The following is a 22,617-nucleotide window of genomic DNA, read 5'->3' on the forward strand; positions in this document are numbered from 1 at the left end:
TTTTAAATCGAGTGACTTGTTAAATTTAAAACTTCATCCACATAGTGAGATAGCGTATTTTTTTCTTTGTGCGGGAGCGTAATTAAGTCAATCACGATATACATTGGAAATTCATAGAGTGTTCCATTGGCTAATATTGCACTAGAATGTTTAGGATCAGATTGCGTCACCTTAAGCAAAATTGGATTTAGTTTTCTCTTCTTGTTTGATTTAATCCAATACCATTGTTGCTTTTGATCATTTTCACGGATAGTTTCACCTACATATGCACCAATTCTTAAAGAGATAGTGACAATATCTTGAATAAAATGTTGATGTTCTTCTTCATTCAGTTTTTTAAATTTAGTTTCGATGAAATATTGTCGAATAAGTAGTAAATATTCATCTATAAAAGTTAAGCTGTGTAGTGAATAGTCTAGTGTAACTTGATCAAAATAGTTGACCAATAAAATTTGACTTTCACCTTTGTAAGTTAATAATTCTGAAAGAAATAGCATGTCTGCATTTACTTTTATTGACAGTAATTTTTCCAGTATTTTTAACAATTAATTACTCCTTATATATTGTCTAACTGAACGATAGTTCAACAGTAAATGCATATTTTAATAATTTTTTCTCTAGTATTTATTATGATGGACATTAGCAGTGTAATCTATAATCATCCTAAAAATCTGAGCTAAAAATGGCTTTATCTCTCCCTCTTTTACTTCTCATTATTTCCAACTGTTTTATGACTTTGGCATGGTATGGTCATTTAAAATTTTTACCGCATGATGCGCCTTTGTGGAAAGCCATTTTATTGAGTTGGATCATTGCCTTACTTGAATACAGTTTTATGATTCCCGCGACGCGTTTATTGGCAACACATGGTTGGTCGATGGGACAGATGAAAATTACCCAAGAAGTGGTGACACTTTTAGTCTTTGTTCCCTTTATGATTTTTCTATTTAAACAACCATTTAAGCTTGATTATTTATGGGCAGGTTTATGTTTACTGGGCTGTGTTTATTTTGTCTTTAGAAGTCAGTAAAACATGAAGATTCGCTAAATGCGTTGATGCATCATTTGAAACATCAACGCTTAGATTGAAAATGATGATAGTAATGAGTCAAAACTCAATCTATTTTGTATTTACATGCTTTTTTGAGGATTTGTGAAAACTTTTTATCCCGATCAGTTGGATCTTCGTAATCAAAGGCATAATCTGTATCTAAAGTTGTAAAAGATAATTCGCCATTCGGCTCAAATCCTGAAATCACCGTATTATAGGCTTGGTCTTCGCAATACACATGATATTCAGCAATAGAATAGGTATTGCCAATCTCAGTTGGGCCAACATAATATCCTGTCATGGCAATGGGTTCTTTGTCATAAGTGACCTTTTTCCCTGTCACGATAAATTTTTCATGCGTCCCACCAGTGAGCGCAGAACTTTTGATCTCACCCATATAGCCTTTTTCTTTATTGAGATTTTTAAAAGTTGTATTGAATTCATTGGTGTTTAAATTCACCAATGCCGAATAGCTCTGAGTCGCGCAGAGTGCTAGGGTAAGAATACTGAGAAGTTTTTTCATTGTATATTTTCTTGCAGATGTTGTTGTTCTATCTTAATTAATTTCAATGTTATTGCCTAGTTCAATCCAAATTATTCCTATTCGCTAAAAAAATAATGAAAATATTGCCCTGCTCTATCTGTAAAATTTTCTTGAGCTGAAAAATCAGTCTATAATAGCGAGCTTCTTGATATTCATTTAAACACTGATCATCAGTTTTTAAACTTCCTTACATTCGTTTACGGAATATATGCAATGAATGCGGCCGCTGTACAAGACGCTCCTTTAGTTGGAATTATCATGGGTTCTCAATCTGATTGGGCGACTCTCGAAAACACTGCCAATATGCTGAAACAGCTTGGTGTCCCTTTTGAAGCCGAAGTTGTTTCTGCGCATCGTACGCCAGACCGCTTATTTGAATATGCTGAAACTGCGCGTGAACGTGGTATTCAAGTGATTATTGCAGGTGCAGGTGGTGCGGCGCATTTACCTGGAATGTGTGCGGCAAAAACTGATCTTCCTGTATTGGGTGTTCCAGTTAAATCTTCTATTTTGAATGGCGTAGATTCATTGCTGTCTATCGTGCAAATGCCAGCGGGTATTGCAGTGGGTACATTGGCGATTGGCCCAGCGGGTGCAACCAATGCGGCAATTATGGCAGCACAGATTTTAGGTTTGACACGTCCAGAAATTGCAAAAAATGTTGCGGAATTCCGTGCTGCGCAAACTGATAAAGTGGCGAGCAAAAATATTCCAGGTCAAATTTAAGATCGACTGATTTTTTATTGAGTCAGTTTCATATTCAATCAGTCAAGCCAAGCGAAAAACAGGACACAGATTATGGATAAAACCATCGGTATTTTTGGTGGTGGTCAATTGGGTCGAATGATGGCACAAGCTGCCCTGCCCCTAAATATTCAATGCACCTTTTTTGAAGCCAGCCAAGATTGTCCATCTGCTGCATTAGGTCAAGTATTTTCAACCAAAGCGGAAAATGGCTTGCAAGATTTTATTGCTAGTGCAGATGTATTCAGCCTTGAGTTTGAAAATACACCGTTGATCGATGTCGATGTTTTGACTAAACAAAAAGATTTGCATCCACCTCGTCAGGCTTTGGCGATTGCACAACATCGTTTGTCTGAAAAGGCACTGTTTGATGCGCTTACGATCCCTGTTGCGCCGTATAAAGCGGTGACATCGCTTGATGAATTAAAAGCAGCGGTTGAACAACTCGGCTTACCGATTGTCCTAAAAACCTCTCGTGGTGGTTATGATGGCAAAGGTCAGTTTGTATTGCGTACAGCAGATCAGATTGATCAAGCTTGGGCGGAACTTGGCCCTGCGGGTGAATTGATTGCAGAAAGCTTTGTGACTTTCTCACGTGAAGTGTCGATCATTGCCGTACGTGGTATTGATGGTGATGTGAAAACTTGGCCTTTGGCTGAAAATCATCATCACAATGGTATCTTGTCGCACTCGATTGTACCTGCGCCAAACAGTACAGATTTACAGCCTGTGGCACAGGATTACATCACGCGTTTATTGAACCATTTAAACTATGTCGGTGTACTGACACTTGAGTTATTCGTAACAGAAAAAGGCTTATATGCCAATGAGATGGCGCCACGTGTGCATAACTCAGGGCATTGGTCGATTGAAGGTGCGATCTGCTCACAGTTTGAAAATCATATTCGTGCAGTTGCAGGTTTACCGCTCGGTTCAACTGAAGTAGTTCGCCCAACCGTGATGGTGAATATCATTGGCCAATATCCAAAATCTGAAGATGTTTTGGCGTTAAAAGGCGCGCACATGCACCTTTACAATAAAACTGAGCGTGAAGGTCGTAAGATTGGTCATATTACTTTAATGCCAAATGACAGTGCTGAATTGACGACTTTATGCCGTCAATTGGCGAAGATTCTACCGAATCCGTTGGCGTTAAGCGAAGATATGAGCATCTAAGCGAAAAATAGCGTGTTAAAAAAGCAGTCATTCAAATGACCGCTTTTTTATTGTTTCAAGTTCTGTATGATGCCTGTCCTGCACTTTTCCTTTGATCGAAAAAAACTATATTTCACCGAAAAGCACAATTAAAATGATCAGATTAAGTGCATAATTCACTTTCAAAATCGGTTTAATTGAGAGATATTTTTAAATTTAAACCAAAAAAATTCGTTTTGAATTTAAAAATAAGTGATCACACGCTCTTGTGGAAAAGTCACTTATCCACAATCCATTTATATCGTTTAGATTCTCGGAAATACAGCAGAGATTAATTTGAATTCAAAAGTTTTGAATTTAAATCATGAAAATAAAAAACGAAGAGCCAGAATGAATAAAAAGATATCCACAATCGTGATTTGTATCAATGCATTCTGCATACAGAATATTTTTGCAAAAGAAAGTATCCAAGTTCAGACATTATTAACACTGGATGCGATCAATTGTGAATCTCCAAATCCAATGCAGGATTTTTTGTTGAACTATTACAGTGCCCAAAAAAGTGAAAAGAAACCTGTACTTAAAGGGCAACGATTCATATTGAATGATGCGAACTATCGTGGGATAAACTCTGTCAAAACATATCCCACAAAATATGGTCAACAGACTGATTTTTCAGTGAATTTTAATCAATTTACATTGCCTGTGATTAAAATTTCAGTATGGACAAAAGGTTATGCGATAGAACAAAGTGATGCTTATTATATTGTTTTTAAAGGAAAACCATCACAGGTGAGTAAAGCGTTAAAACAACAATTTTCAACGCAATGGAAAACGGCAGATCGCTTAACTCAAACGCCACAAGGCAATACACGTTTGCAATGCGAAGATATTACAGGAATCAGCCCAGCAGGAGATATGATTGAGTAAAGGTGCGGATAACTTTCTATCTATATTTTGGGTAAAAATTTGAATTTAAATTATTTTGCATAATTTCGATGATAAAAAGACTTTGGTTGGCTGTGGATAAATTTTTTAAATTCAAAAACTTCTTTTTATAAATTATGAATTCAAAATGAACAAATGAATTTAAATTTTACGATTTACAACTGTCATTTTATTCACAGGCTGTTATGGTATTTACATAATTTAAATTTAAAACCAATTTGTGGATATTATGCGTTATTTATCATTATTTTGTGGATCGGCTTTATTGGCTGTCTCTCATGCTCACGCTGAGTTAATTATTAATGGTCAGATTTCTTCTGGAACAGCGACGACAACAAATCAACCTATTCAGAGCCAAAATTTTCAGAATCAAAGTTATTCACCAAATTCAAATTTTCAAAGCTGTATTGCAAATTTACGTTCTCAGGCTATTTCTTCAGGTGTGAGTGGTTCAACCTATGATCGTTATACGCAAAATTTAACACCTGATTATTCAGTGATTAGTAAACTGGATTATCAGCCTGAATTTTCTACACCAATCTGGGATTATCTTTCAGGTTTGGTCGATGAGGAGCGTGTAGAAAAAGGGCGTCAAATGTTAGCGCAACATCGCGATGTGCTCAACCGTGTCGCAGCTGCTTATGGTGTACCTGCTGAAACTGTGGTCGCTGTGTGGGGCGTGGAAAGTAATTTTGGTGATATTTCTGGTAAATATCCATTGCTCCAAGCTCTGGGTACATTGAGTTGCGAGGGTCGTCGTCAAAGCTATTTTAGAGGCGAGTTTTTTGCAACCATGCGCATTTTGCAACGTGGTGATTTGCGTGAAGAGCAGTTAAAAGGATCGTGGGCAGGGGCGTTTGGTCATACCCAATTTATGCCATCGACTTATGAAGAATTAGCAGTCGATTTCGATGGCGATGGTCGCCGTGACTTGGTTTCAAGTACTTCAGATGCTTTAGCTTCAACAGCAAATTTCCTCAAAAAACGCGGCTGGCAAACAGGTATGCCGTGGGGCTTTGAAGTTAAAATCCCTGATAGCGCTTCAGTGGGTGGTGAAAGTCGTCGCAATAAAAAGTCCCTTAGTTCTTGGGTAAATCGTGGTTTTACCCGTGTGGATGGTACGCCAATCATTCAAGGTAATTTATCTGAAAGTTCACAAGCAGGTTTAATGATGCCAGCAGGGGCGAATGGCCCAGCTTTCTTAGTGTTTAAAAACTTTGATGCGATTTATTCGTACAATGCTGCTGAAAGTTATGCTTTGGCAATTGCTCATTTATCTGATCGTTTACAGGGTAAAGGTGGTTTTCAAACAGCGTGGCCTACAGCAGATGCGGGAACATCTCGCGCTGAACGTCGTGAAATTCAAAATTATTTATTGAAAAAAGGCTATGACATTGGTGAGGCTGATGGTTTGATTGGTGATAAAACGCGTCAGGCAATCCAACAAGAGCAAACCAAGTTGGGCTTAAATCCAACAGGTCGGGCAGGGCAACAAATTTTAAATGCATTCAGAAATGAAGCGGCTAAAAGTATGATGCAATAAATTATCGCTAACAAAACAAAGGTCTGCAATTGCAGACCTTTGTTGATTTAAATCATAGGATTATTCAATATCCGCTTGATCAATTTTTACAGCTTCAAGTAAATCAAAAATTACCGCAGTCACATCTTGAGTATGGTCACGATTATTAAAAATTTCATAAGCCGTGATGGTCACATCCGTATCACTCGGAAGTTGTTTTTGTTCTTCTTCAATCAGGTGTTGAATAGGCAATAAAGTCTGCTTAATTTCGATGTGTAAAATATCAGAGAACTCGATATTTTCTTCTTCAAGTTCGATTTGTTGTTCATTAAAATAAGGCAACAAAATGGCATAAAGGTAAGGCTGAAGTTCAGTAATATCAAAGATTTCAATATCACGAGTTTGTTCAATCGTGCTGATATGATCATTTACTTCAAGAATAATATGATAATAGCTCATTGGAATCTCCCCATTACTTAGCTTAGATGAAGCACAATAGCATGATTTTTAAATAAAACCGATCTTATTGCCAATTAAATACATAAAAACAATAAGGTTTTAAAATATCAGCATTACTGTTGAAAAAAAGAATATTCATCTAGAGTTTAACATTGCTAAATCTGCTACGGTTAATTTAAAGTTTTGCAAATCTTGTTCTTTCATCATTGGGAACATCAGTGCTTTCGGATCATCATTGTGTAACAGTCCAAGTGCATGCCCGAGCTCATGGGCAATGGTGACGCGTAAATCATCATTCGATTCAAATTCATAAATATTGATACTACGTCCATCAAAAACACCTTTATCAAATTGACGTGGTTGAAAGCGGTGATTGAAATGATCTACAGATTGATTAAATTGTTGATTAACAGAATTGAATTGCTCCACTTGCTGATTTAATTCATAGACTTTTTGATTGTAATTATCCAGTTGTTGTTTAAGTTGAGTTTGTTCAATGATGAGTTGGTTTTTTTGCTGATCCAATTGGTACTTTGTTGTTGAGTCAATATTTTGTCGGGTCTGGTTAATGCTATTGACTAACTGATTATATTGGTTAATTTTTGTTTGATAATTTGTTTTCTGTAGTTCCAATTCACGATTTGCTAAATCCAGTTCTGCGTGGATTTGTTGAATTTTTTGTTTTTCGCTGTGCGTATATTGTTGGGTATTTTCTAATATTTTCATTTCTTGCGAACGTGCATTCGACTCAGCCTGACGTTCATCGTAGATTAAATTAATGGTCAGTTTGGCATTCGGATCATAGACGAATAGGCTTTTCAGTGTACCAATATGCCAAATTTCAGCCGCTTGTTGTGCCAAGTCTTGCACTTGTGATTGGCTCAGATTAAAGCGTGGATCAATCTCACCGATACGATAGCGTAGACGAGTGTCCAAAGGGTGAGAAATACGATCCATCACAGAATTATGATTGAGTTGCGGATACATCATGCGTTGTATCGCAAAATATGCCGTAAAAATGATTAAACCGAGTAAAATCCAAAGGCGCATGATCTGTATATAAATATTTTTTGTTCTGAATAATCTATCTGAAATTATCAGAATGACAAGTACTCAAACAGATTGATCATACATGATGGTTGTTTTAACCCTTGTTGTGGCAGTCTTTATAAAATGCAGATTGCAGAATTTAACAGACGTGTAGAGCATTCGCTTTTAAGCTTAAACAAAAGATTTAGAAGATAACAACAATGAATATATATGTAATTTTAGGTGCGTTGATGCTCATCGCAGGTTTAGGGTGTTGGAGCTATGTGTTTAAATGTCTGTACATCATGTTCCGTACCCGTATTGTGGTCGATTTACCTCTGAATGAGCAGTTTAAAATATTCAAATTAACTGAAAAAGGTGGCTTTGCAGTGTGGGAGGAAGGGCCGATGCTAAAAAAATCGCCCATGGTATTCAGCACCCCACAAATCATCAATACTGATCTGCAACAATCCATAAAACTTTCCCGTAGTTATGGCAATGCCACCAAAACAAGTTTTACTCGCGCATCACGAATGGTTTACTTTTGTGAGTTGGATGCAGGAAATTATGTGTTTGAAGTTCATGCAGGTTCTTCATTAGGCAAACTCGATCAAGCGATCAGCAATACGATTGAGCGTGTGGTGACGATTCCCAAAGCACCAGCATCAGAATATCGAATTCAACTACGCAAAAGCCTGAATAAACGGCAACGATTATTGATAATTCCCGCTGTTTTTATCGGACTATTTTTATTCAATATAGGATTGTTTACTGTCTTAGGTCATACGACAGGTGTGCATCTTGAAGGTGCTTTGGGCATGTAAAAATACGTTATGAATGCGCAATATTGAATAGTAATTGTAGATCCATAAACAGTAAAATAAATGCAAGCACACTGAGTAAGCGATTCATCCATTTAGATTTTTCTAAGTATGTGGCATTGATATAACTGTCTTGAAACTCCTTTGGATGGAACATGATATAACTGACTTTTTGTTTAAATGTCGCAGTGACGGATTGTTGCTGTTGTGATTGTAAAACCTGACGAATAATAAAAGCATTGATCCACCAGAAAATAAATAAAATCAGTACAATGACAAAAGCACTCCATGTAAAACGTACAACATCACTTTGTTCAAAGAAAGCCATTTCTGTATAGGCATGGTTCATCAGTACGATGCTGAGGATTAGCATAAGACGATAAAAAGTCTGCTGAATAAACTGTAAATGAAGTGCTTTACGATGATCTTGAACAACGGTTTTATTTAAAATTCGACGTACAAATATCGCAAAGCCATGACACATCAGTTCGATGAAAATATACAGTGCAATGGTCAGAAGTATAATTTTGATCATGTTTTATTCTTGGAAAATGGGTTGATAGAGCGAAGGTGTGACCAATATCATCAACAAAATTCCTGCACTCACAAAAGCCAGATCATTAAAAATCGCAGCAAAACTACTCATATAAATCCAATGCATATAGGGCACAAAATAGAGTAGAAAAGTGGGGAAGAATGTATAGAGATAGGCTTTCCTTGCCCATTCTTTTTTCAGGAGTAACCCAATAGTAATGGTGAGTATAATTATTCCTGCAATGCCCATTACAGTGAGTTCCCATGATTGTGGTTCTAGATATAGGGTTTTATCGAGAAGTTCTAATTCAGGTTCAACATTAAACATATCAATGCATGCTGCAATAATAGGCAAAATAAATTGGGCAATGATCAGGCTGTAATATACAGTCGGGGAAACGGCAGGGGTGTTTTTCATTTTCTAAGCCTGTTTTTATTTTGATTATAAAGATAGTTTTAGTTTCGTCTATAAAAAACTCTGAACTAAATTCTCTAAGTTTGCTACAGCTTAGAGGATTCAGTTCATCTTCTGATGAATCTAAACGTTAAAGAACAATGTCACTGATAAAATGCTGCATGACCTCAGTCAAATCCTGTGCAAGATATGCTTTGGTATGGGATTGTTGAAAATGGGTATTGTAGGCATCTTCTGAGTCGAAGCGTTCCCAAAGCAGTAAACGAGTAGCATCATTTTGGCATTGATGGAGTTGAAATAGGGTACAGCCTGATTCCTGTTCTAAAGTGATTTTACATAATGCACTTAAGGCATTACGGGTCTCTCAAATTTTATTGGGATCTTTAATTTTTAATTCAGCGGTGACATAAAAGCCTGTAGTCAGCATCATTTTTTTCTCATTCATATGGTGAATCATAGATGCTAACTGCTAGAGTTCACTCTAGCTCAAGCATTTTTTCTGCATAAAATTCGATTTTATAATCGACGATGTCGAGTTCTTGATTTAATCGTTGAATTTCTTGTTTTAATTTTTGTGAATGTTGCATAAGTAATAATTGCCTTTGTTTCAAGGTTTGATCGCCTTCGAGACGAAATTGGGCAAATTCTTGCATCTGTTCTAAAGGCATACCTGTAGATTTTAAACGCTTAATCCATTCTAACCAGTCCAAGTCCAGTTGGGTATAAACACGTCGATCTGCTTGATTACGATGAATATTTTGAGTAATCCAATCTGTTCGTAATACCTTAGCGTATGGATGGATAACCCAGTTTTTTTAGCAATATCAGAGATTAACAAAAGCAACTCCAAATTTAATTTATTCAAGTAGAAAGCAATAAAAAACCGCTCAATCTCTTGAGCGGTTTTCTTTAGACATTCAATAACGAATTATTTTTTGTCATCTTTCACTTCAGTGAACTCAGCATCTACAACGCCATCGTCCGCTTTTTGCTGTTGTTGACCAGCGTCACCACCGAATTGGTTAGGATCGAAACCTTGAGCTCCGCCTTGACCTTGAGCAGCTTCATACGCACGTTGAGTAATCGGCATGATGATGTTTTGAAGCGCTTCAGTTTTCGCTTTAATATCATCTACATCATTCTCTTTCGCAGCAGTTTCTAACTCAGCTACCGCAGCATCGATTGCAGATTTTTCATCAGCAGTGACTTGCTCGCCCAAATCTTTAACCGCTTTTTGAGCAGAAGAAACGAGTGCATCAGCTTCGTTACGCGCTTTAGCAAGTTCTTCGAACTTACGATCTTCTTCAGCATTCGCTTCAGCATCTTTGATCATCGCTTCAATTTCAGCATCGCTCAAACCAGAGTTTGCTTTAATTTGAATTGATTGCTCTTTACCCGTGCTCTTATCTTTTGCAGATACTTTCAAGATACCATCAGCGTTGATGTCGAACGATACTTCAATTTGTGGCACACCACGTGGAGCAGGTGGAATATCGCCTAATTGGAAGTTACCCAACAATTTGTTTTGTTGAGCCATTTTACGTTCACCTTGGTAAACTGAAATGTCTACAGCAGGTTGGTTGTCCGCAGCAGTTGAGAACACTTGAGATTTCTTCGCAGGAATCGTGGTGTTTTTCTCGATGATTGCAGTTAACACGCCACCCATAGTTTCAATACCAAGAGTCAACGGAGTCACGTCAAGTAAAAGTACGTCAGTTTTGTCACCTGAAAGTACCGCACCTTGAATCGCAGCACCAATTGCCACTGCTTCATCAGGGTTTACGTCTTTACGAGGTTCTTTACCGAAGAACTCTTGAACTTTTTGTTGAACCATTGGCATACGTGACTGACCACCAACCAAGATCACGTCAGAGATGTCAGAAGTTGAAAGACCAGCATCTTTAAGCGCAATTTTACAAGGCTCAATGGTACGAGCAACTAAGTCAGCAACCAAACCTTCAAGTTTTGCACGTGTTACATTGATCACTAAGTGTTTAGGACCAGTTGCATCAGCCGTGATGTACGGAAGGTTAATTTCAGTTGAATTAGATGAAGAAAGCTCAATTTTCGATTTTTCAGCTGCTTCTTTTAAACGTTGAAGTGCAAGAGGATCTTGTTTCAAGTTGAAGTTTTGTTCTTTTTTGAACTCTTCAACTAAATAGTCGATCAATGCATTATCAAAGTCTTCACCACCAAGGAATGTATCACCATTTGTAGACAATACTTCGATTTGTTGGTCGCCATCTAAGTCAGCAATTTCAATGATTGATACGTCAAAAGTACCACCACCAAGGTCATATACAGCAACTTTACGGTCGCCTTCTTTCTTGTCCATACCGAACGCAAGCGCAGCAGCAGTTGGTTCGTTGATGATACGTTTAACATCTAAACCTGCAATTTTACCTGCATCTTTAGTTGCTTGACGTTGCGCATCGTTGAAGTACGCAGGAACAGTAATTACCGCTTCTGTTACTGTTTCACCAAGGTAGTCTTCCGCAGTCTTTTTCATCTTTTTCAAGATTTCTGCTGAAACTTGTTGTGGTGCAAGTTTTTTGTCGTTTACTTCAACCCAAGCATCGCCATTGTCCGCTTTCACGATTTTGAATGGTGCAATACCGATGTCTTTTTGTACTGCTTGGTCTTGGTACTTACGACCGATCAAACGTTTGATCGCGTACAAGGTATTTTTAGGGTTGGTTACTGCTTGACGTTTTGCAGATTGACCAACCAAAGTTTCGCCATCTTTGTACGCAACAATCGATGGAGTTGTACGTGCGCCTTCAGCATTTTCAATTACTTTAACTTTATCGCCTTCAAGTACTGCAACACATGAGTTGGTTGTACCTAAGTCAATACCGATAATTTTAGCCATTAATATGTTCCTCTAAATTCTTTTGAATCCTTTAATCTCTCGCTTTGATAATGAGAAATTAAAAGTGATTTTCTTGTAATCCGATATGAGAGCCATTCAAAATATTTCAAGTCATTTTTGATAAAATTTCTAAAAAACTCTCTCATTTATTGGGTTTATGCACCGACCATGACCATTGCAGGGCGGAGCAGACGACCATTTAGGGCATAACCTTTTTGTAAAACTGTGCCGATTTCATTGGCTTTGGCATTTGGGTCAATACCCACTGCTTGATGCAAGTCAGCATTGAAACCATTGATCGTATCTACTTCTAAAATGCCGAACTTCTCTAAAGTCGTAAGTAATGATTTTAAAGTCAGTTTTACGCCTTCAAGTACAGGAGTTTCTTCTTCGCCACCTGCTTGAATTGCACGTTCTAAGTTATCTACAGAAGTCAGTAACTCTTTGGCAAACTTTTCAAGCACTGTATCTTTATGCTTTTCAGCTTCACGTTGAATACGTTCAACGCTTTTTTGAGCCTCATAGACTGCATTTGCAGTACGTGCTTTTTCGAGTTTTAAGTCACCTTCAAGTTGAGCAATTTGTTCTTGTAAAGAATCAACAGTCACTTCAGCCTGTTCATTTTCAGCTTGAGTTTGCGCTGATTGTTGTTCTACAGCTTGCTCGTTTTGAAGATCTTGGGCTTCTTGATTTTGCTCAGTTGCCATTGATTTACTCCGTTTAAAAGGGTTCTTAAACATGTACAGTCCTTATCGGCAGCAGTTTACACTGTGTTCATTGCTGAACTGCCATGAGTGTTTAATTTGTCAATGAATATGAAATGTGGGCGAGTCGCTAAAATTCAAGGATTTTCGTTTTAATTTAATGGGTTTTCATCAAAAACAGCAGATTTACACTGAATGAGGCGGAAATATTGGAAATAGATGCACTCGTATACAAAAAAGTTTAATCATTTTTTAGCTAAAAATTGAATGTTCATAAATCAGATAAATCCCAAAATAAGCAAATTTATCAAATGTTAAAATTTATCTAAACATTTAAACATCTATATGTATCGTAAAAATCGATTAAACCATTGATAAAAAAGCTTTGTATTAACCCAAATCTTTAATTATTATCCATCTCAGATTCTATCGCTGTAGTTTCTTTTTTATTATCACATTTATTTTAGAATGTGTTTTCTATGCTTATCCAACCCTCTTGGATAAGCTTTTTTTTTGCCACAACAAAATGTTTAATGATGTAAAGCGTGTAAGACTTTTATAAAAAAAATAAAATGCATCACATCAAATTTGATGTTGAATATGATGATTTATTGATGGAAAACAGATAATTAATCATAATTTTCATGAAATTGATCTTATTTTTAAATTTAACAAACTTTTGCAGAGCTTATACGGCAAAGCTCTAAAATTCTTACCAAGCATCAACCAAGTTCACAAAAAAAATAGTAATGATAGTCAGCACGACAACATCGTCTTGAGTTGTCGTTTTTACTAAGTTTAAATTTAAGAGTGATAAAGGAATTAATGATGAAAAAGTCAGGTTTAATTTTTATGCTTTTGGCAGGTGTTGCTGTGATGAGTACAGCGTGTACTTCAAGTGAAACAACAAAAGCACCTGAAACAACACAAACGGCTCCGACATCTGTAGATCAACAACAGTCTGCTCAATCTTCTACAGTGGATCCAACTCAACAAGGTACAGCGGTTGAAGGTGATGCCAATATTCAACAATCTCAAGCACCACAAGCAACAGATGATACTGGTTTAGAGCAACAACCTTCTGCACAGTAAAATCATTTTATAGTAGATAAAAAACCAGACTGTTTTAGGATGCCTCCACTGTCTGGTTTTTTATGAGATTGAATCGTACTTATTCACCAGATAAAGAACATTCAAAGTTGGTTCGATCCACAGTACAGCGCGCACGTTTGAGTACCGACATCATGGTTGGGTCATAAACCCCTTGTTGAGTGAGTTCTAAACGAGTATCACGCAGTAATTTTTGATAGCGTTCTTTGTCTTCTTTGCTCAGATTCATACGATAACTATTTGGAATGGTTTCTTCGAGTTTTTTAACCATCGCAAATTGTTTCGGCATTTGTTTTAAGAACCAATCTCTGGATAGGTTGCCAAAACCTGGCGAAAACTTGGTGGTATTAAAAATGAGATCTGCTGTGACATTGAGTACTGGAAAATTAAACATTGCTCCAGTATTGCCTAAGCCTTTCGATATTTCTAAAGGTTTAAACGCATAGGCGGGTGCACCGACCATATCCACTTTACCTTGGTTAAATTTAAGCACGAAATCAGAAATATCAGATAAAACTGGCGTTGCACCAACTCGTTTTACGGCAGCAATTTGCGCTTTGTCATAGGACAACACGGCAAAGGTTTTACCCGTGGCTTTTTCAATTGTATTAATTTTTCGGTCACGAACGAATATATAAGCTGGGCCAATTTGACCAATACCACCCACTTCATATTCAACGCCATCCACTGTGGATTTCAGACGTCTCACATTTCTTTTATCAAGGACGAAATTAATGGCTTTTAAGGCAATAGCATTGCTTGGCACGCCACCTAAAGCATCAATAGACCCCGCAAATTTATTAAACTGACGTGAACGCATCGCAGTTAAATAGACGGCATCGCATTTACCATTTTTAAAATCTTTTTCTGCTAGTTCTTCATTTTGGTAAGCGATGAGTTGAACGTCGGTGCTCCATGCTTTAGCCGCCAATGCCCACTCTTCCATCATTTTATATGATTCACCCGCCTTACCCAGTAAATCAAAAACGCAAACATCTTGTTTTGCTAGTGCAATATTTGAAAATCCCAATAAAGAAATGGCTGTAAATGTAAGAAATCCTTTTCTCATTCTAAATCCTTATATTTAAGAAGCATTTTTTTCAGATTAAATATAGTAATTTTAGATGTATAAAAATAGAGTTATTACTCTATTTCCGACGAGTAAACCATTGAAAATTTTGGATAATGTGATTTTAATAATTAAGTATTGCTTAAGTGTGACTTTAATCACATGATTGCTGTGAGGGAAAATCCATTAATTTGCTTCTAATCTTGATGTGGTTAATGAGATTTTTTGGATTCATGAATCAGTTAATGAATTAAAAAGATAAGCAAATCTAAAAAACATATTTTTTATTAATATACGAAAACCTTACCATTAACATGAATTTTAATTCTTTCTCCTAGCATATTTTATAATCGCTCATGAAACTTCAGCAATTGATTTTGTTGAGTTCATTCACTGTCTTATTGGGCATGAGTGGGCTGACAAATGCACGTCCTATAGTGATTGGTTATCAGACCAATATCGAGCCTGCCAAAGTGGCGCAGGCAGATGGCGTCTATGACAAAGCGATTGGGCAAAAGCTGGACTGGCGGTTATTTAACAGTGGGGCAGAAGTATTAACGGCATTGGCTTCAGGTTCTGTGGATATTGCGTTGATCGGTTCAAGTCCTTTGGGTGCAGCGGTTGCAAATAACCTACCGATTGAAGTGTTCCTGATTTCAACTGATCTGAAAAGTGCAGAAGCACTGGTGGTACGCAATGGTTCAGGGATTCATAGCCCGAAAGATTTGATTGGTAAAAAAATCGCAACGCCATTTGCCTCTACAGCGCATTACAGTTTATTGGGTGCTTTGAAACACTGGAATATCAAAACCAATCAGATTCGTTTATTGAATTTAAAACCTGCGGAAATCAATGCAGCATGGCGTCGTGGTGATATTGATGCAGCCTTTGTATGGTCTCCAGCATTGGCAAATATTCAAAAAACCGGCAAGGTCATGACTGACGCAGGGCAGGTGGGTCAATGGGGTTCTCCAACGTTTGAAGTCTGGGTAGCACGTAAAGATTTTGCCAAAAAGCATCCTGAGGTTTTAAGCAAATTTTCCACCGTGACTTTGAATTATTACGACAGTTATAACCGTAATAAAAAACAGTGGACGGCACATTCTCCAGCGGTCAAAAAGATTGCCAAAATTACAGGTGTCGATGCGCAGGATGTACCGACTTTACTTGCGGGTGCGGAATATCCAGATCGCCAGGTGCAACTGAGTCAGCAGTATCTCGGTGGGCGTACCACGCAAAATATTGCCAATTCAGTGAATTTTCTAAAAGCGCAGGGTCTGGTCAAAAAAGTATCTCCAGATTATCAACAATTTATTACGACACGCTATATCAGCGGGTCTAAATAAGATCGGAAGGGTTCATCATGGCTGTATTGACGGTAGAACATGTACAAGCGCAGTATGCTGGCGCTCAACACCCTGTACTTCAGGATGTATCTTTCCAGTTGGCTTCTGAGCAGTTAATGGTGGCTTTGGGCGCTTCAGGTAGTGGTAAAACAACATTATTAAACCTGATAGCAGGCTTTACTCATCCACAACTCGGTTCGATTAAACTGGATGGTGAGGAAGTGCTTGCACCAAGTCGTGACCGTGGTGTGGTGTTTCAGGACGATGTGTTATTGCCGTGGCAAAATGTACAGGACAATACGCCTTTGGTTTAGAACTCGCAGGTATAGATCGAAAAACAAGACTGAGCAAAGCACAGGAATTATTAAGTCTGGTCAATTTAGACGGTTTTGGTCAGCGTCACATCTGGGAACTTTCAGGTGGGCAACGTCAACGTGTTGGTTTGGCACGTGCTTTGGCTTCTGATCCTAAAATATTGTTAATGGATGAGCCTTTTGGTGCTTTGGATGCATTTATCCGTGAGCAAATGCAGTGTCTATTATTAGATGTTTGGAAAAGTACGGCTAAACCGACATTCTTAATTACTCACGATATTGAGGAAGCTGTTTTCCTTGCCACAGACCTCATCATTCTTGCGCCAAATCCTGGACGTATTGTTGAAAAGTTAGAACTGGATTTTGCAAAGCGTTATGCCAATGGTGAGTCTGCGCGCAGTATTAAATCAGATCCGAAGTTTATTGAAATGCGTGAATATGTGTTGAATCGTGTTTTTATTCAAAACGGTCAACTCAATAATCAAAATCAACACGTCGAGCAGGTGTAATCATGACAGCACATTTAGATCCTGAATTGGTTGCTCAAGGTACTGCACCTCAGTCGGCTTCCGCAAAAGTTCCACGTGAAACCAGTATCACTTTGATCAGCACGATTACGATTATTGCGCTCATTGCGGTGTGGTGGTTGGTGACTACATTGGGCTGGATTGATGCTTTATTTTTACCATCGCCAGTTGCAGTGATAGATCGTTTTCAGGACTTACTCGCCAATGGTTATATGAGCATCAGCTTATGGAGTCATATCGGTGCGAGTCTGGGACGTATCGGAACAGCTTTGATTGCAGCGGTGATTACAGCGATTCCTTTAGGTATTGCGATTGGACGCAATAAAATCGTTCGTGGTGTGTTAGACCCGATTATTGAGTTTTATCGTCCGATTCCGCCTTTGGCTTATTTACCATTGATTGTGATCTGGTGTGGTATCGGTGAGTTATCCAAAGTCTTGCTGATCTATTTAGCGATCTTTGCCCCGATTGTGATTGCAACTGCAACAGGTGTGCGTTCGGTTGATCAAGCTAAAATTCGTGCAGCGCAGTCTTTAGGTGCAAGCCAGATGCAGATTATTAAACACGTGATCTTACCAAGTTCATTGCCCAATATTCTGACAGGTATCCGCATTGGCTTAGGTGTAGGCTGGTCTACACTGGTTGCCGCTGAACTGGTAGGTGCATCTGAAGGTTTGGGCTTTATGGTGCAATCCTCGTCACAACTTTTAGCAACAGATGTGGTGATCGTGGGTATCTTAATTATTGCAGTGATCGCTTTTATTCTGGAAATTGGTTTGCGCCGTTTGCAGAGAAAACTGGTGCCTTGGGATAAGCAGTCTTTGTAATGATGTTACGCACTTCAAAAGAACAGCATTGTTTCTTAGCGGAGTCTTACATCAAAAGTTTTAATTTCAGGATTAGCCTTCGGCTCGAGGTACTTTTGTTTCGGCAAAATGAGCAGTGAAACTGCGCAAGGAAACCATCTTGCGAAGCTCGGCTTCTCACCGCAAAACTCGTCTGCAAGCAACACTTGATTGATAAATCGCAGAAACATTTACTTATAAATGTAGTCCTGCCTCAAACACGTTGCGGATGACGCTTTCGCGTATCCACTTTTATCGAGACTTTAAATATGATTTTGATGTTACTGCGTAACATTTGTTTGTAAGCCTGATCAAGTTAAAGTTTTAATTAGCAAACAGATTGTCAGATTATATTTATTCTTTAGTTATTTAAATCTTTTCAAACATCATGAGATGATCGAGGAAGAAATGAACGCTGTTGTTTCAAGTACTTTTAAAGTAACCCCATTGAATCCAACGATTGGTGCTTTAATTGAAGGTGTTAATTTTAATCAGCCTTTAACACCTGAGGAAAAAGCTTCGATTGAAGCAGCTTTACTGAAATATCAGGTGATTTTCTTTAGAAATCAGCAAATGACACCGCAACAACACGCGGCATTTGCCCGTCAGTTTGGTCAGTTGCATGTCCATCCGATTTACCCAAATATTCCAGAACAGCCGGAAATTATGGTGCTGGATACTGAACTGAATGACTTACGTGACAATGCACTTTGGCATACCGATGTAACCTTCCTTGAAGAACCTGCAATGGGCGCAATTCTCAGTGCCAAGAAAGTACCAGCGTGGGGTGGAGATACTTTATGGTCAAGCGGTACAGCGGCTTTTGAAGCCTTATCTAAACCAATGCAGGAGATGTTGAGTGGCTTAACCGCAACCCATGATATTGCGCGTTCATTCCCTGTAGACCGTTTTGGTGGTGATCCTGCTGAACTGGAAAAACTAGAAGCAGCCAAGAAAAAACATCCGCCTATCAGTCATCCTGTGATTCGTACACATCCTGTGACAGGTCGTAAAGCATTATTCGTCAGTGAAGGTTTTACCACTCGCATTAATGAGCTAGAAGCAAAGGAAAGTGATGCAGTATTGAAAATGCTGTTTGAACATATTCAAAAACCAGAGTTTGTGGTGCGCTGGTCATGGCAAGCCAATGATGTGGCTTTCTGGGATAACCGTTGTACGTTCCATTATGCTGTAGATGATTATCGTCCTGCGCATCGTGTGATGAACCGTGCGACTTTGATGGGGGATAAACCGTTTTTTCAGGCGGATTGATTTGAACGTATTAGTTTGAAAGTACGATTTTAAGAGTATAGTTTTAATGATTTGATCCATGTGAGTTTCAGTAAATTCACATGGATTTTTTATAGTTTGAGTATGCTAACGTGAGTCAGATAAGTTATTTTACTGGTGTTATGCTGTGAGATAAAAGCTATGCTCTAAATCTTGAAGAATATGGATACGCGAAAACGTCATCCGCAACGTGTTTGAGGCAGGACTAAATATACAAGTTAATGTTTCTGCGATGTATTGAAAAATTTGATGGATGTTGACGAGTTTTGCGGTGAGGAGCAAAGCTCCGCAAGATGGTTTCCTTGCGCAGTTTCACTGCTCATTTTCCCGAAAGAAAAGTAAGTCCAGCGGAAGGCTAATCCCTAAATTTAAATGCTTGATGTAAGACTCCGTCAAGCAAGCTTTTAAATAGTTTTAAAAAGACCTCTTTTTTTTTAAAGTGAGTAATATCATTTAAAATCTAGAAAGCTGAATTTAGGCATCATCGTACGTATCAGTGTCCCAATTAAAAAAGCAGAAATAATCTCCCTTCCCGAATTCCGATCAGTTGATGCAACACCAGATAAGAACTGGTCGCTGCAAAAGCCACAAGAATCACATCGCCATAGGTTTTGACTGAGCCATAATTTTTGTTAAAACGAATTGCAAAAGCCTGATAAATCCCTTCACCTGCCAGATAAATTAAACGAGCTTTAACCTGTAAAATGACGCCAATCGCTGTAATCACACAACTGATCAATGACACCGACATCTGATAAACGTATTGTTGAATGTCTATAGATTGCGTCAGCCAGAGTGCAACATCAATAAACACACCAAATACAATGCCTACCACAAGTTGCAGCCACTGAATCATCTGAAACTGTTTACCTAAAATCGCCATTTGTATCAGAATAAAAATTGCATGCAGGATAATGGTCAGTACGCCGACGCTTAATGGAAAAATATAGCTGAATACATAAGGCACGGAAGAAATTGGAGAAGTACCCAAATTAGAACGGATCGAAAGCGCAACACCAAATGACAATAAACTTAAGCCACAAAATAAGGTGAGTAAGCGAAGCAGAAAGTGTTTTGGCATTGGATTGGATAAAGGGTCAAATAAATAGTGTATGCCTTCAGATCTAGGTGGTCTATAAGGCGAAAGCAACGAAAATGTCTCAATTTGATGAAATGATCATTTTTAATGATAGTTCAGAAAATAAAAATACTTTCATTGTGTTTAATTATTCATCAAAATTAAATAAATAAAAGACAAAATAAAGATCTAATATATACTGAATGTTGGAAATATCATGTTGATTAATAATAAAAAACATATTTTAGTGTTGTCGGTTCTCTCGATACTTTTGACAGCGTGTAATGATGATAATGATACTGCTGTAAAGGCTGAGGGAAAACCACTGGAACTTAATATTCTACATATTAATGATCACCATTCACATCTGGATGAAGAAAGTATTAAGTTTAAAGCCAATGTGGGGACAGGTGATGAAGAATTTTCTGTTACAAGTGGGGGCTTTGCACGAGTCGCGAGCTTGATCAATCAACTGGCAACAGAAAAGAAGAATGTTTTAAAGATTCATGCAGGTGATGCAGTTACAGGGGATCTGTACTACAACTTAAGCGATGGTAAAGCGGATGCAGACGCAATGAATACCATCTGTTTTGACACCTTTACACCAGGAAACCATGAGTTTGATGCCAAAGATGATGGGTTGAAAAAATTTATAGATTTCCTTGATCAAGGTTCATGTAAAAACAAAACCAAAATTCTCACTGCCAATGTCACTTTTGGTGCTTCTTCACCATTATATAAAACCAACCGTATTCAAAAATCACAAGTCTTCGAAAAAGATGGGGTGAAATTTGCCATCATTGGTTTAACTGTGGCGAAGAAAACCAAGAACTCATCACAACCGAATGCAGATACTTTATTTGCAGATGAGATCGTCACAGCACAAAAAGAAATTGATCAATACAAAGCTCAGGGCATTAAAAATATTATCCTACAAACTCATGTGGGCTACGACCTAGATCAGCAACTTGCGCAATCATTGACAGGTGTTGATGTCATTATTGGTGGTGATTCACATACATTATTGGGTCCTGAGAGCCTAAAAAAATACAATATGACTCCAGAAGGTCTGTATCCAACGCAGCTGAAGAATAAAGATGGCAATTTGGTTTGTGTGGCACAAGCTTGGCAATATAGTTATATCGTCGGTGAGTTGAATGTGAAGTTTGATAAGAATGGTAACATTGAAAGCTGTAGTGGTACGCCGAATGTGTTAATTGGGAATAATTTTGCACGAACCGCTAAAGATGCCAAAGTAGTAACAGAAACAGAGAAGCAAGCCATTCTTAATCAATTTAAGACGGATAATGTTCCATTTAGAGTTGTTACGCCATTACAAAAAACGCTGGATGTTTTAAAACCGTATCAAGATCAGAAAAAGAGTTTTGCGCAAACTATCGTAGGACAAGCAACCGATAACTTATGTTCACGCCGTGTCCCTGGGACGCAACGCGATGTAGGACGTTCCTCTTTAGGTGATGTTTGTAATAAAAACCCGCATGTAGATCAGTATGGCGGTGATATCCAGCAAATCATTGCTGAGGCGTTCCTACAACAGGGCAAGACATTCTTCAATGCGGATATCTCCTTCCAGAATGGTGGCGGTGTACGTGAAGATGTTGCCTTAGGCGATGTCAGCGTCGGCAAAATCTATAATGTCCTGCCATTTAAAAATACCCTATTGCGTCTGGATATGACGGGGGCAGAAGTAAAAGCGACGCTGGAAGACGCAATAGACGGTGTGATTGCACAGAACAATACAGGCAGTTATCCATATACAGGTGGATTACGCTGGAATGTCGACTTCACTCAGAACAAAGGTCAACGCCTTAGTCAGATTCAAGTACGCAATGATGCAGGGCAATATGAAAATCTGGATCTGAATAAAACCTATAAAGTCATCACGATTGATTTCCTTGCAAATGGTGGTGACTATTACACAACACTGAAAACCATTACAGGTGAACGCCGTGTCAATGTCGGTTTAGATTATGCAGAAGCTTTTTTAAAGTACGCACAGGCACTTCCAGGACAGATTGGTCAGAAGAAGATCAATAAACTGGCAACAACTCAGTACAGTACCCAGTTGTTTATCGACAAAGCCAAATAACATGAATAAATAAGTGCAAAAAATCCCGCTTCGGCGGGATTTTTTTATAAAAATGCTCAAAAAATAGATAAAAAAACGATTTTTTCATGAATTTGGTAGAAAAAATGTCCACACGATTAAAAACCCTTGA

Annotated in this window: 23 protein-coding genes and 2 pseudogenes; 12 read left to right on the forward strand and 13 right to left on the reverse strand. The window is 38.1% G+C overall.

Features of this window, described 5'->3' with window-relative positions:
- Positions 1–2: 2 nt before the first annotated feature.
- Complete coding sequence (locus EXE09_RS15580; protein WP_130117866.1) at positions 3–545, reverse strand: hypothetical protein; 543 nt, start codon at positions 543–545, stop codon at positions 3–5.
- 137 nt (positions 546–682) lie between these two features.
- Between EXE09_RS15580 and EXE09_RS15585 the strand changes: the two genes are divergently transcribed.
- Entirely contained in the window at positions 683–1,030 is a 348-nt protein-coding gene (locus EXE09_RS15585) for a DMT family protein (RefSeq protein ID WP_068974184.1), read from the forward strand.
- An 85-nt stretch (positions 1,031–1,115) separates the two neighbouring features.
- Here the strand turns inward: EXE09_RS15585 and EXE09_RS15590 are convergent, their stop codons facing one another.
- Entirely contained in the window at positions 1,116–1,574 is a 459-nt protein-coding gene (locus EXE09_RS15590; protein ID WP_068974185.1) for a hypothetical protein, read from the reverse strand.
- 234 nt (positions 1,575–1,808) lie between these two features.
- Between EXE09_RS15590 and purE the strand changes: the two genes are divergently transcribed.
- The 4 genes from purE (at position 1,809) to EXE09_RS15610 (ending at position 5,985) form a co-directional block, all read left to right on the forward strand.
- Entirely contained in the window at positions 1,809–2,321 is a 513-nt protein-coding gene (gene purE, locus EXE09_RS15595) for a 5-(carboxyamino)imidazole ribonucleotide mutase (RefSeq protein WP_068974186.1), read from the forward strand.
- A 72-nt stretch (positions 2,322–2,393) separates the two neighbouring features.
- On the forward strand, positions 2,394–3,515 hold the full coding sequence (locus EXE09_RS15600) for a 5-(carboxyamino)imidazole ribonucleotide synthase (RefSeq protein ID WP_087553607.1): 1,122 nt from the start codon (positions 2,394–2,396) through the stop codon (positions 3,513–3,515).
- A 369-nt stretch (positions 3,516–3,884) separates the two neighbouring features.
- The gene (locus EXE09_RS15605) at positions 3,885–4,424 is read left to right on the forward strand and encodes a hypothetical protein (RefSeq protein ID WP_130117867.1); all 540 of its coding nucleotides are present in this window, start codon (positions 3,885–3,887) and stop codon (positions 4,422–4,424) included.
- Between the two features lie 247 nt (positions 4,425–4,671).
- Positions 4,672–5,985, forward strand: a complete 1,314-nt coding sequence (locus EXE09_RS15610) for a lytic murein transglycosylase (RefSeq protein WP_130117868.1) — start codon at positions 4,672–4,674, stop codon at positions 5,983–5,985.
- Between the two features lie 60 nt (positions 5,986–6,045).
- Here the strand turns inward: EXE09_RS15610 and EXE09_RS15615 are convergent, their stop codons facing one another.
- Positions 6,046–6,423, reverse strand: coding sequence for a hypothetical protein (locus EXE09_RS15615; protein ID WP_068974190.1), 378 nt, complete (start codon positions 6,421–6,423; stop codon positions 6,046–6,048).
- A gap of 135 nt (positions 6,424–6,558) precedes the next feature.
- The gene (locus tag EXE09_RS15620; protein ID WP_130117869.1) at positions 6,559–7,473 is read right to left on the reverse strand and encodes a matrixin family metalloprotease; all 915 of its coding nucleotides are present in this window, start codon (positions 7,471–7,473) and stop codon (positions 6,559–6,561) included.
- A gap of 200 nt (positions 7,474–7,673) precedes the next feature.
- Here EXE09_RS15620 and EXE09_RS15625 point away from each other — a divergent pair, with 200 nt between their 5' ends.
- A complete protein-coding gene (locus EXE09_RS15625) occupies positions 7,674–8,276 on the forward strand; it encodes a hypothetical protein (protein WP_130117870.1) in 603 nt (200 codons plus the stop codon).
- 7 nt (positions 8,277–8,283) lie between these two features.
- Here EXE09_RS15625 and EXE09_RS15630 read toward each other — a convergent pair whose 3' ends face one another.
- The 7 genes and pseudogenes from EXE09_RS15630 to grpE form a co-directional block, all read right to left on the reverse strand.
- A complete protein-coding gene (locus EXE09_RS15630) occupies positions 8,284–8,808 on the reverse strand; it encodes a hypothetical protein (protein ID WP_130117871.1) in 525 nt (174 codons plus the stop codon).
- 3 nt (positions 8,809–8,811) lie between these two features.
- Complete coding sequence (locus EXE09_RS15635) at positions 8,812–9,225, reverse strand: hypothetical protein (protein ID WP_130117872.1); 414 nt, start codon at positions 9,223–9,225, stop codon at positions 8,812–8,814.
- A 127-nt stretch (positions 9,226–9,352) separates the two neighbouring features.
- Positions 9,353–9,568, reverse strand: a pseudogene (locus EXE09_RS15640) (putative quinol monooxygenase); the annotation flags it as partial.
- A 130-nt stretch (positions 9,569–9,698) separates the two neighbouring features.
- Positions 9,699–9,932, reverse strand: coding sequence for a MerR family DNA-binding protein (locus EXE09_RS19150; protein ID WP_265937155.1), 234 nt, complete (start codon positions 9,930–9,932; stop codon positions 9,699–9,701).
- Entirely contained in the window at positions 9,920–10,087 is a 168-nt protein-coding gene (locus EXE09_RS19155) for a MerR family DNA-binding transcriptional regulator (protein ID WP_323052800.1), read from the reverse strand. The genes EXE09_RS19150 and EXE09_RS19155 overlap by 13 nt, the downstream gene beginning before the upstream one ends.
- Before the next feature lie 63 nt (positions 10,088–10,150).
- Positions 10,151–12,094 carry a molecular chaperone DnaK gene (gene dnaK, locus EXE09_RS15650; RefSeq protein ID WP_130117873.1) on the reverse strand — a complete coding sequence of 648 codons (1,944 nt, stop codon included), beginning with the start codon at positions 12,092–12,094 and terminating at the stop codon, positions 10,151–10,153.
- Between the two features lie 155 nt (positions 12,095–12,249).
- Complete coding sequence (gene grpE, locus EXE09_RS15655) at positions 12,250–12,801, reverse strand: nucleotide exchange factor GrpE (protein WP_130117874.1); 552 nt, start codon at positions 12,799–12,801, stop codon at positions 12,250–12,252.
- Positions 12,802–13,626: 825 nt separating this feature from the next.
- On the opposite strand from grpE, the gene EXE09_RS15660 reads away from it, so the two are divergent.
- Positions 13,627–13,890 (forward strand): hypothetical protein, encoded by a 264-nt coding sequence (locus EXE09_RS15660; protein ID WP_068974198.1) that lies wholly within the window; start codon positions 13,627–13,629, stop codon positions 13,888–13,890.
- Positions 13,891–13,969: 79 nt separating this feature from the next.
- Here EXE09_RS15660 and EXE09_RS15665 read toward each other — a convergent pair whose 3' ends face one another.
- Positions 13,970–14,977 (reverse strand): putative solute-binding protein, encoded by a 1,008-nt coding sequence (locus EXE09_RS15665; RefSeq protein ID WP_087553601.1) that lies wholly within the window; start codon positions 14,975–14,977, stop codon positions 13,970–13,972.
- A 356-nt stretch (positions 14,978–15,333) separates the two neighbouring features.
- Here EXE09_RS15665 and tauA point away from each other — a divergent pair, with 356 nt between their 5' ends.
- The 4 genes and pseudogenes from tauA (at position 15,334) to tauD (ending at position 19,281) form a co-directional block, all read left to right on the forward strand.
- Positions 15,334–16,323 carry a taurine ABC transporter substrate-binding protein gene (gene tauA / locus EXE09_RS15670; protein WP_130117875.1) on the forward strand — a complete coding sequence of 330 codons (990 nt, stop codon included), beginning with the start codon at positions 15,334–15,336 and terminating at the stop codon, positions 16,321–16,323.
- 17 nt (positions 16,324–16,340) lie between these two features.
- Positions 16,341–17,146, forward strand: a pseudogene (gene tauB, locus EXE09_RS15675) (taurine ABC transporter ATP-binding subunit).
- Positions 17,147–17,148: 2 nt separating this feature from the next.
- Positions 17,149–17,991 (forward strand): taurine ABC transporter permease TauC, encoded by an 843-nt coding sequence (gene tauC, locus EXE09_RS15680; protein WP_130117876.1) that lies wholly within the window; start codon positions 17,149–17,151, stop codon positions 17,989–17,991.
- A gap of 426 nt (positions 17,992–18,417) precedes the next feature.
- Positions 18,418–19,281, forward strand: coding sequence for a taurine dioxygenase (gene tauD, locus EXE09_RS15685; protein WP_130117877.1), 864 nt, complete (start codon positions 18,418–18,420; stop codon positions 19,279–19,281).
- A gap of 523 nt (positions 19,282–19,804) precedes the next feature.
- Here tauD and EXE09_RS15690 read toward each other — a convergent pair.
- On the reverse strand, positions 19,805–20,380 hold the full coding sequence (locus EXE09_RS15690) for a YczE/YyaS/YitT family protein (protein ID WP_130117878.1): 576 nt from the start codon (positions 20,378–20,380) through the stop codon (positions 19,805–19,807).
- 214 nt (positions 20,381–20,594) lie between these two features.
- On the opposite strand from EXE09_RS15690, the gene EXE09_RS15695 reads away from it, so the two are divergent.
- Positions 20,595–22,487: a 5'-nucleotidase C-terminal domain-containing protein gene (locus EXE09_RS15695; RefSeq protein ID WP_130117879.1), complete on the forward strand. Its 1,893-nt coding sequence runs from the start codon at positions 20,595–20,597 to the stop codon at positions 22,485–22,487.
- Positions 22,488–22,617 lie beyond the last annotated feature (130 nt).

Source organism: Acinetobacter sp. WCHAc060025, from assembly GCF_004209355.1.
GTDB classification, from domain to species: domain Bacteria; phylum Pseudomonadota; class Gammaproteobacteria; order Pseudomonadales; family Moraxellaceae; genus Acinetobacter; species Acinetobacter wuhouensis.

Bases quoted from the DNA above. Each gene is read 5' to 3' on its own strand.
- EXE09_RS15585 (WP_068974184.1), top strand. From the start codon at position 683: ATGGCTTTATCTCTCCCTCTTTTACTTCTCATTATTTCCAACTGTTTT.
- EXE09_RS15590 (WP_068974185.1), bottom strand. From the start codon at position 1,574: ATGAAAAAACTTCTCAGTATTCTTACCCTAGCACTCTGCGCGACTCAG.
- purE (WP_068974186.1), top strand. From the start codon at position 1,809: ATGAATGCGGCCGCTGTACAAGACGCTCCTTTAGTTGGAATTATCATG.
- EXE09_RS15600 (WP_087553607.1), top strand. From the start codon at position 2,394: ATGGATAAAACCATCGGTATTTTTGGTGGTGGTCAATTGGGTCGAATG.
- EXE09_RS15605 (WP_130117867.1), top strand. From the start codon at position 3,885: ATGAATAAAAAGATATCCACAATCGTGATTTGTATCAATGCATTCTGC.
- EXE09_RS15610 (WP_130117868.1), top strand. From the start codon at position 4,672: ATGCGTTATTTATCATTATTTTGTGGATCGGCTTTATTGGCTGTCTCT.
- EXE09_RS15615 (WP_068974190.1), bottom strand. From the start codon at position 6,423: ATGAGCTATTATCATATTATTCTTGAAGTAAATGATCATATCAGCACG.
- EXE09_RS15620 (WP_130117869.1), bottom strand. From the start codon at position 7,473: ATGCGCCTTTGGATTTTACTCGGTTTAATCATTTTTACGGCATATTTT.
- EXE09_RS15625 (WP_130117870.1), top strand. From the start codon at position 7,674: ATGAATATATATGTAATTTTAGGTGCGTTGATGCTCATCGCAGGTTTA.
- EXE09_RS15630 (WP_130117871.1), bottom strand. From the start codon at position 8,808: ATGATCAAAATTATACTTCTGACCATTGCACTGTATATTTTCATCGAA.
- EXE09_RS15635 (WP_130117872.1), bottom strand. From the start codon at position 9,225: ATGAAAAACACCCCTGCCGTTTCCCCGACTGTATATTACAGCCTGATC.
- dnaK (WP_130117873.1), bottom strand. From the start codon at position 12,094: ATGGCTAAAATTATCGGTATTGACTTAGGTACAACCAACTCATGTGTT.
- grpE (WP_130117874.1), bottom strand. From the start codon at position 12,801: ATGGCAACTGAGCAAAATCAAGAAGCCCAAGATCTTCAAAACGAGCAA.
- EXE09_RS15660 (WP_068974198.1), top strand. From the start codon at position 13,627: ATGAAAAAGTCAGGTTTAATTTTTATGCTTTTGGCAGGTGTTGCTGTG.
- EXE09_RS15665 (WP_087553601.1), bottom strand. From the start codon at position 14,977: ATGAGAAAAGGATTTCTTACATTTACAGCCATTTCTTTATTGGGATTT.
- tauA (WP_130117875.1), top strand. From the start codon at position 15,334: ATGAAACTTCAGCAATTGATTTTGTTGAGTTCATTCACTGTCTTATTG.
- tauC (WP_130117876.1), top strand. From the start codon at position 17,149: ATGACAGCACATTTAGATCCTGAATTGGTTGCTCAAGGTACTGCACCT.
- tauD (WP_130117877.1), top strand. From the start codon at position 18,418: ATGAACGCTGTTGTTTCAAGTACTTTTAAAGTAACCCCATTGAATCCA.
- EXE09_RS15690 (WP_130117878.1), bottom strand. From the start codon at position 20,380: ATGCCAAAACACTTTCTGCTTCGCTTACTCACCTTATTTTGTGGCTTA.
- EXE09_RS15695 (WP_130117879.1), top strand. From the start codon at position 20,595: ATGTTGATTAATAATAAAAAACATATTTTAGTGTTGTCGGTTCTCTCG.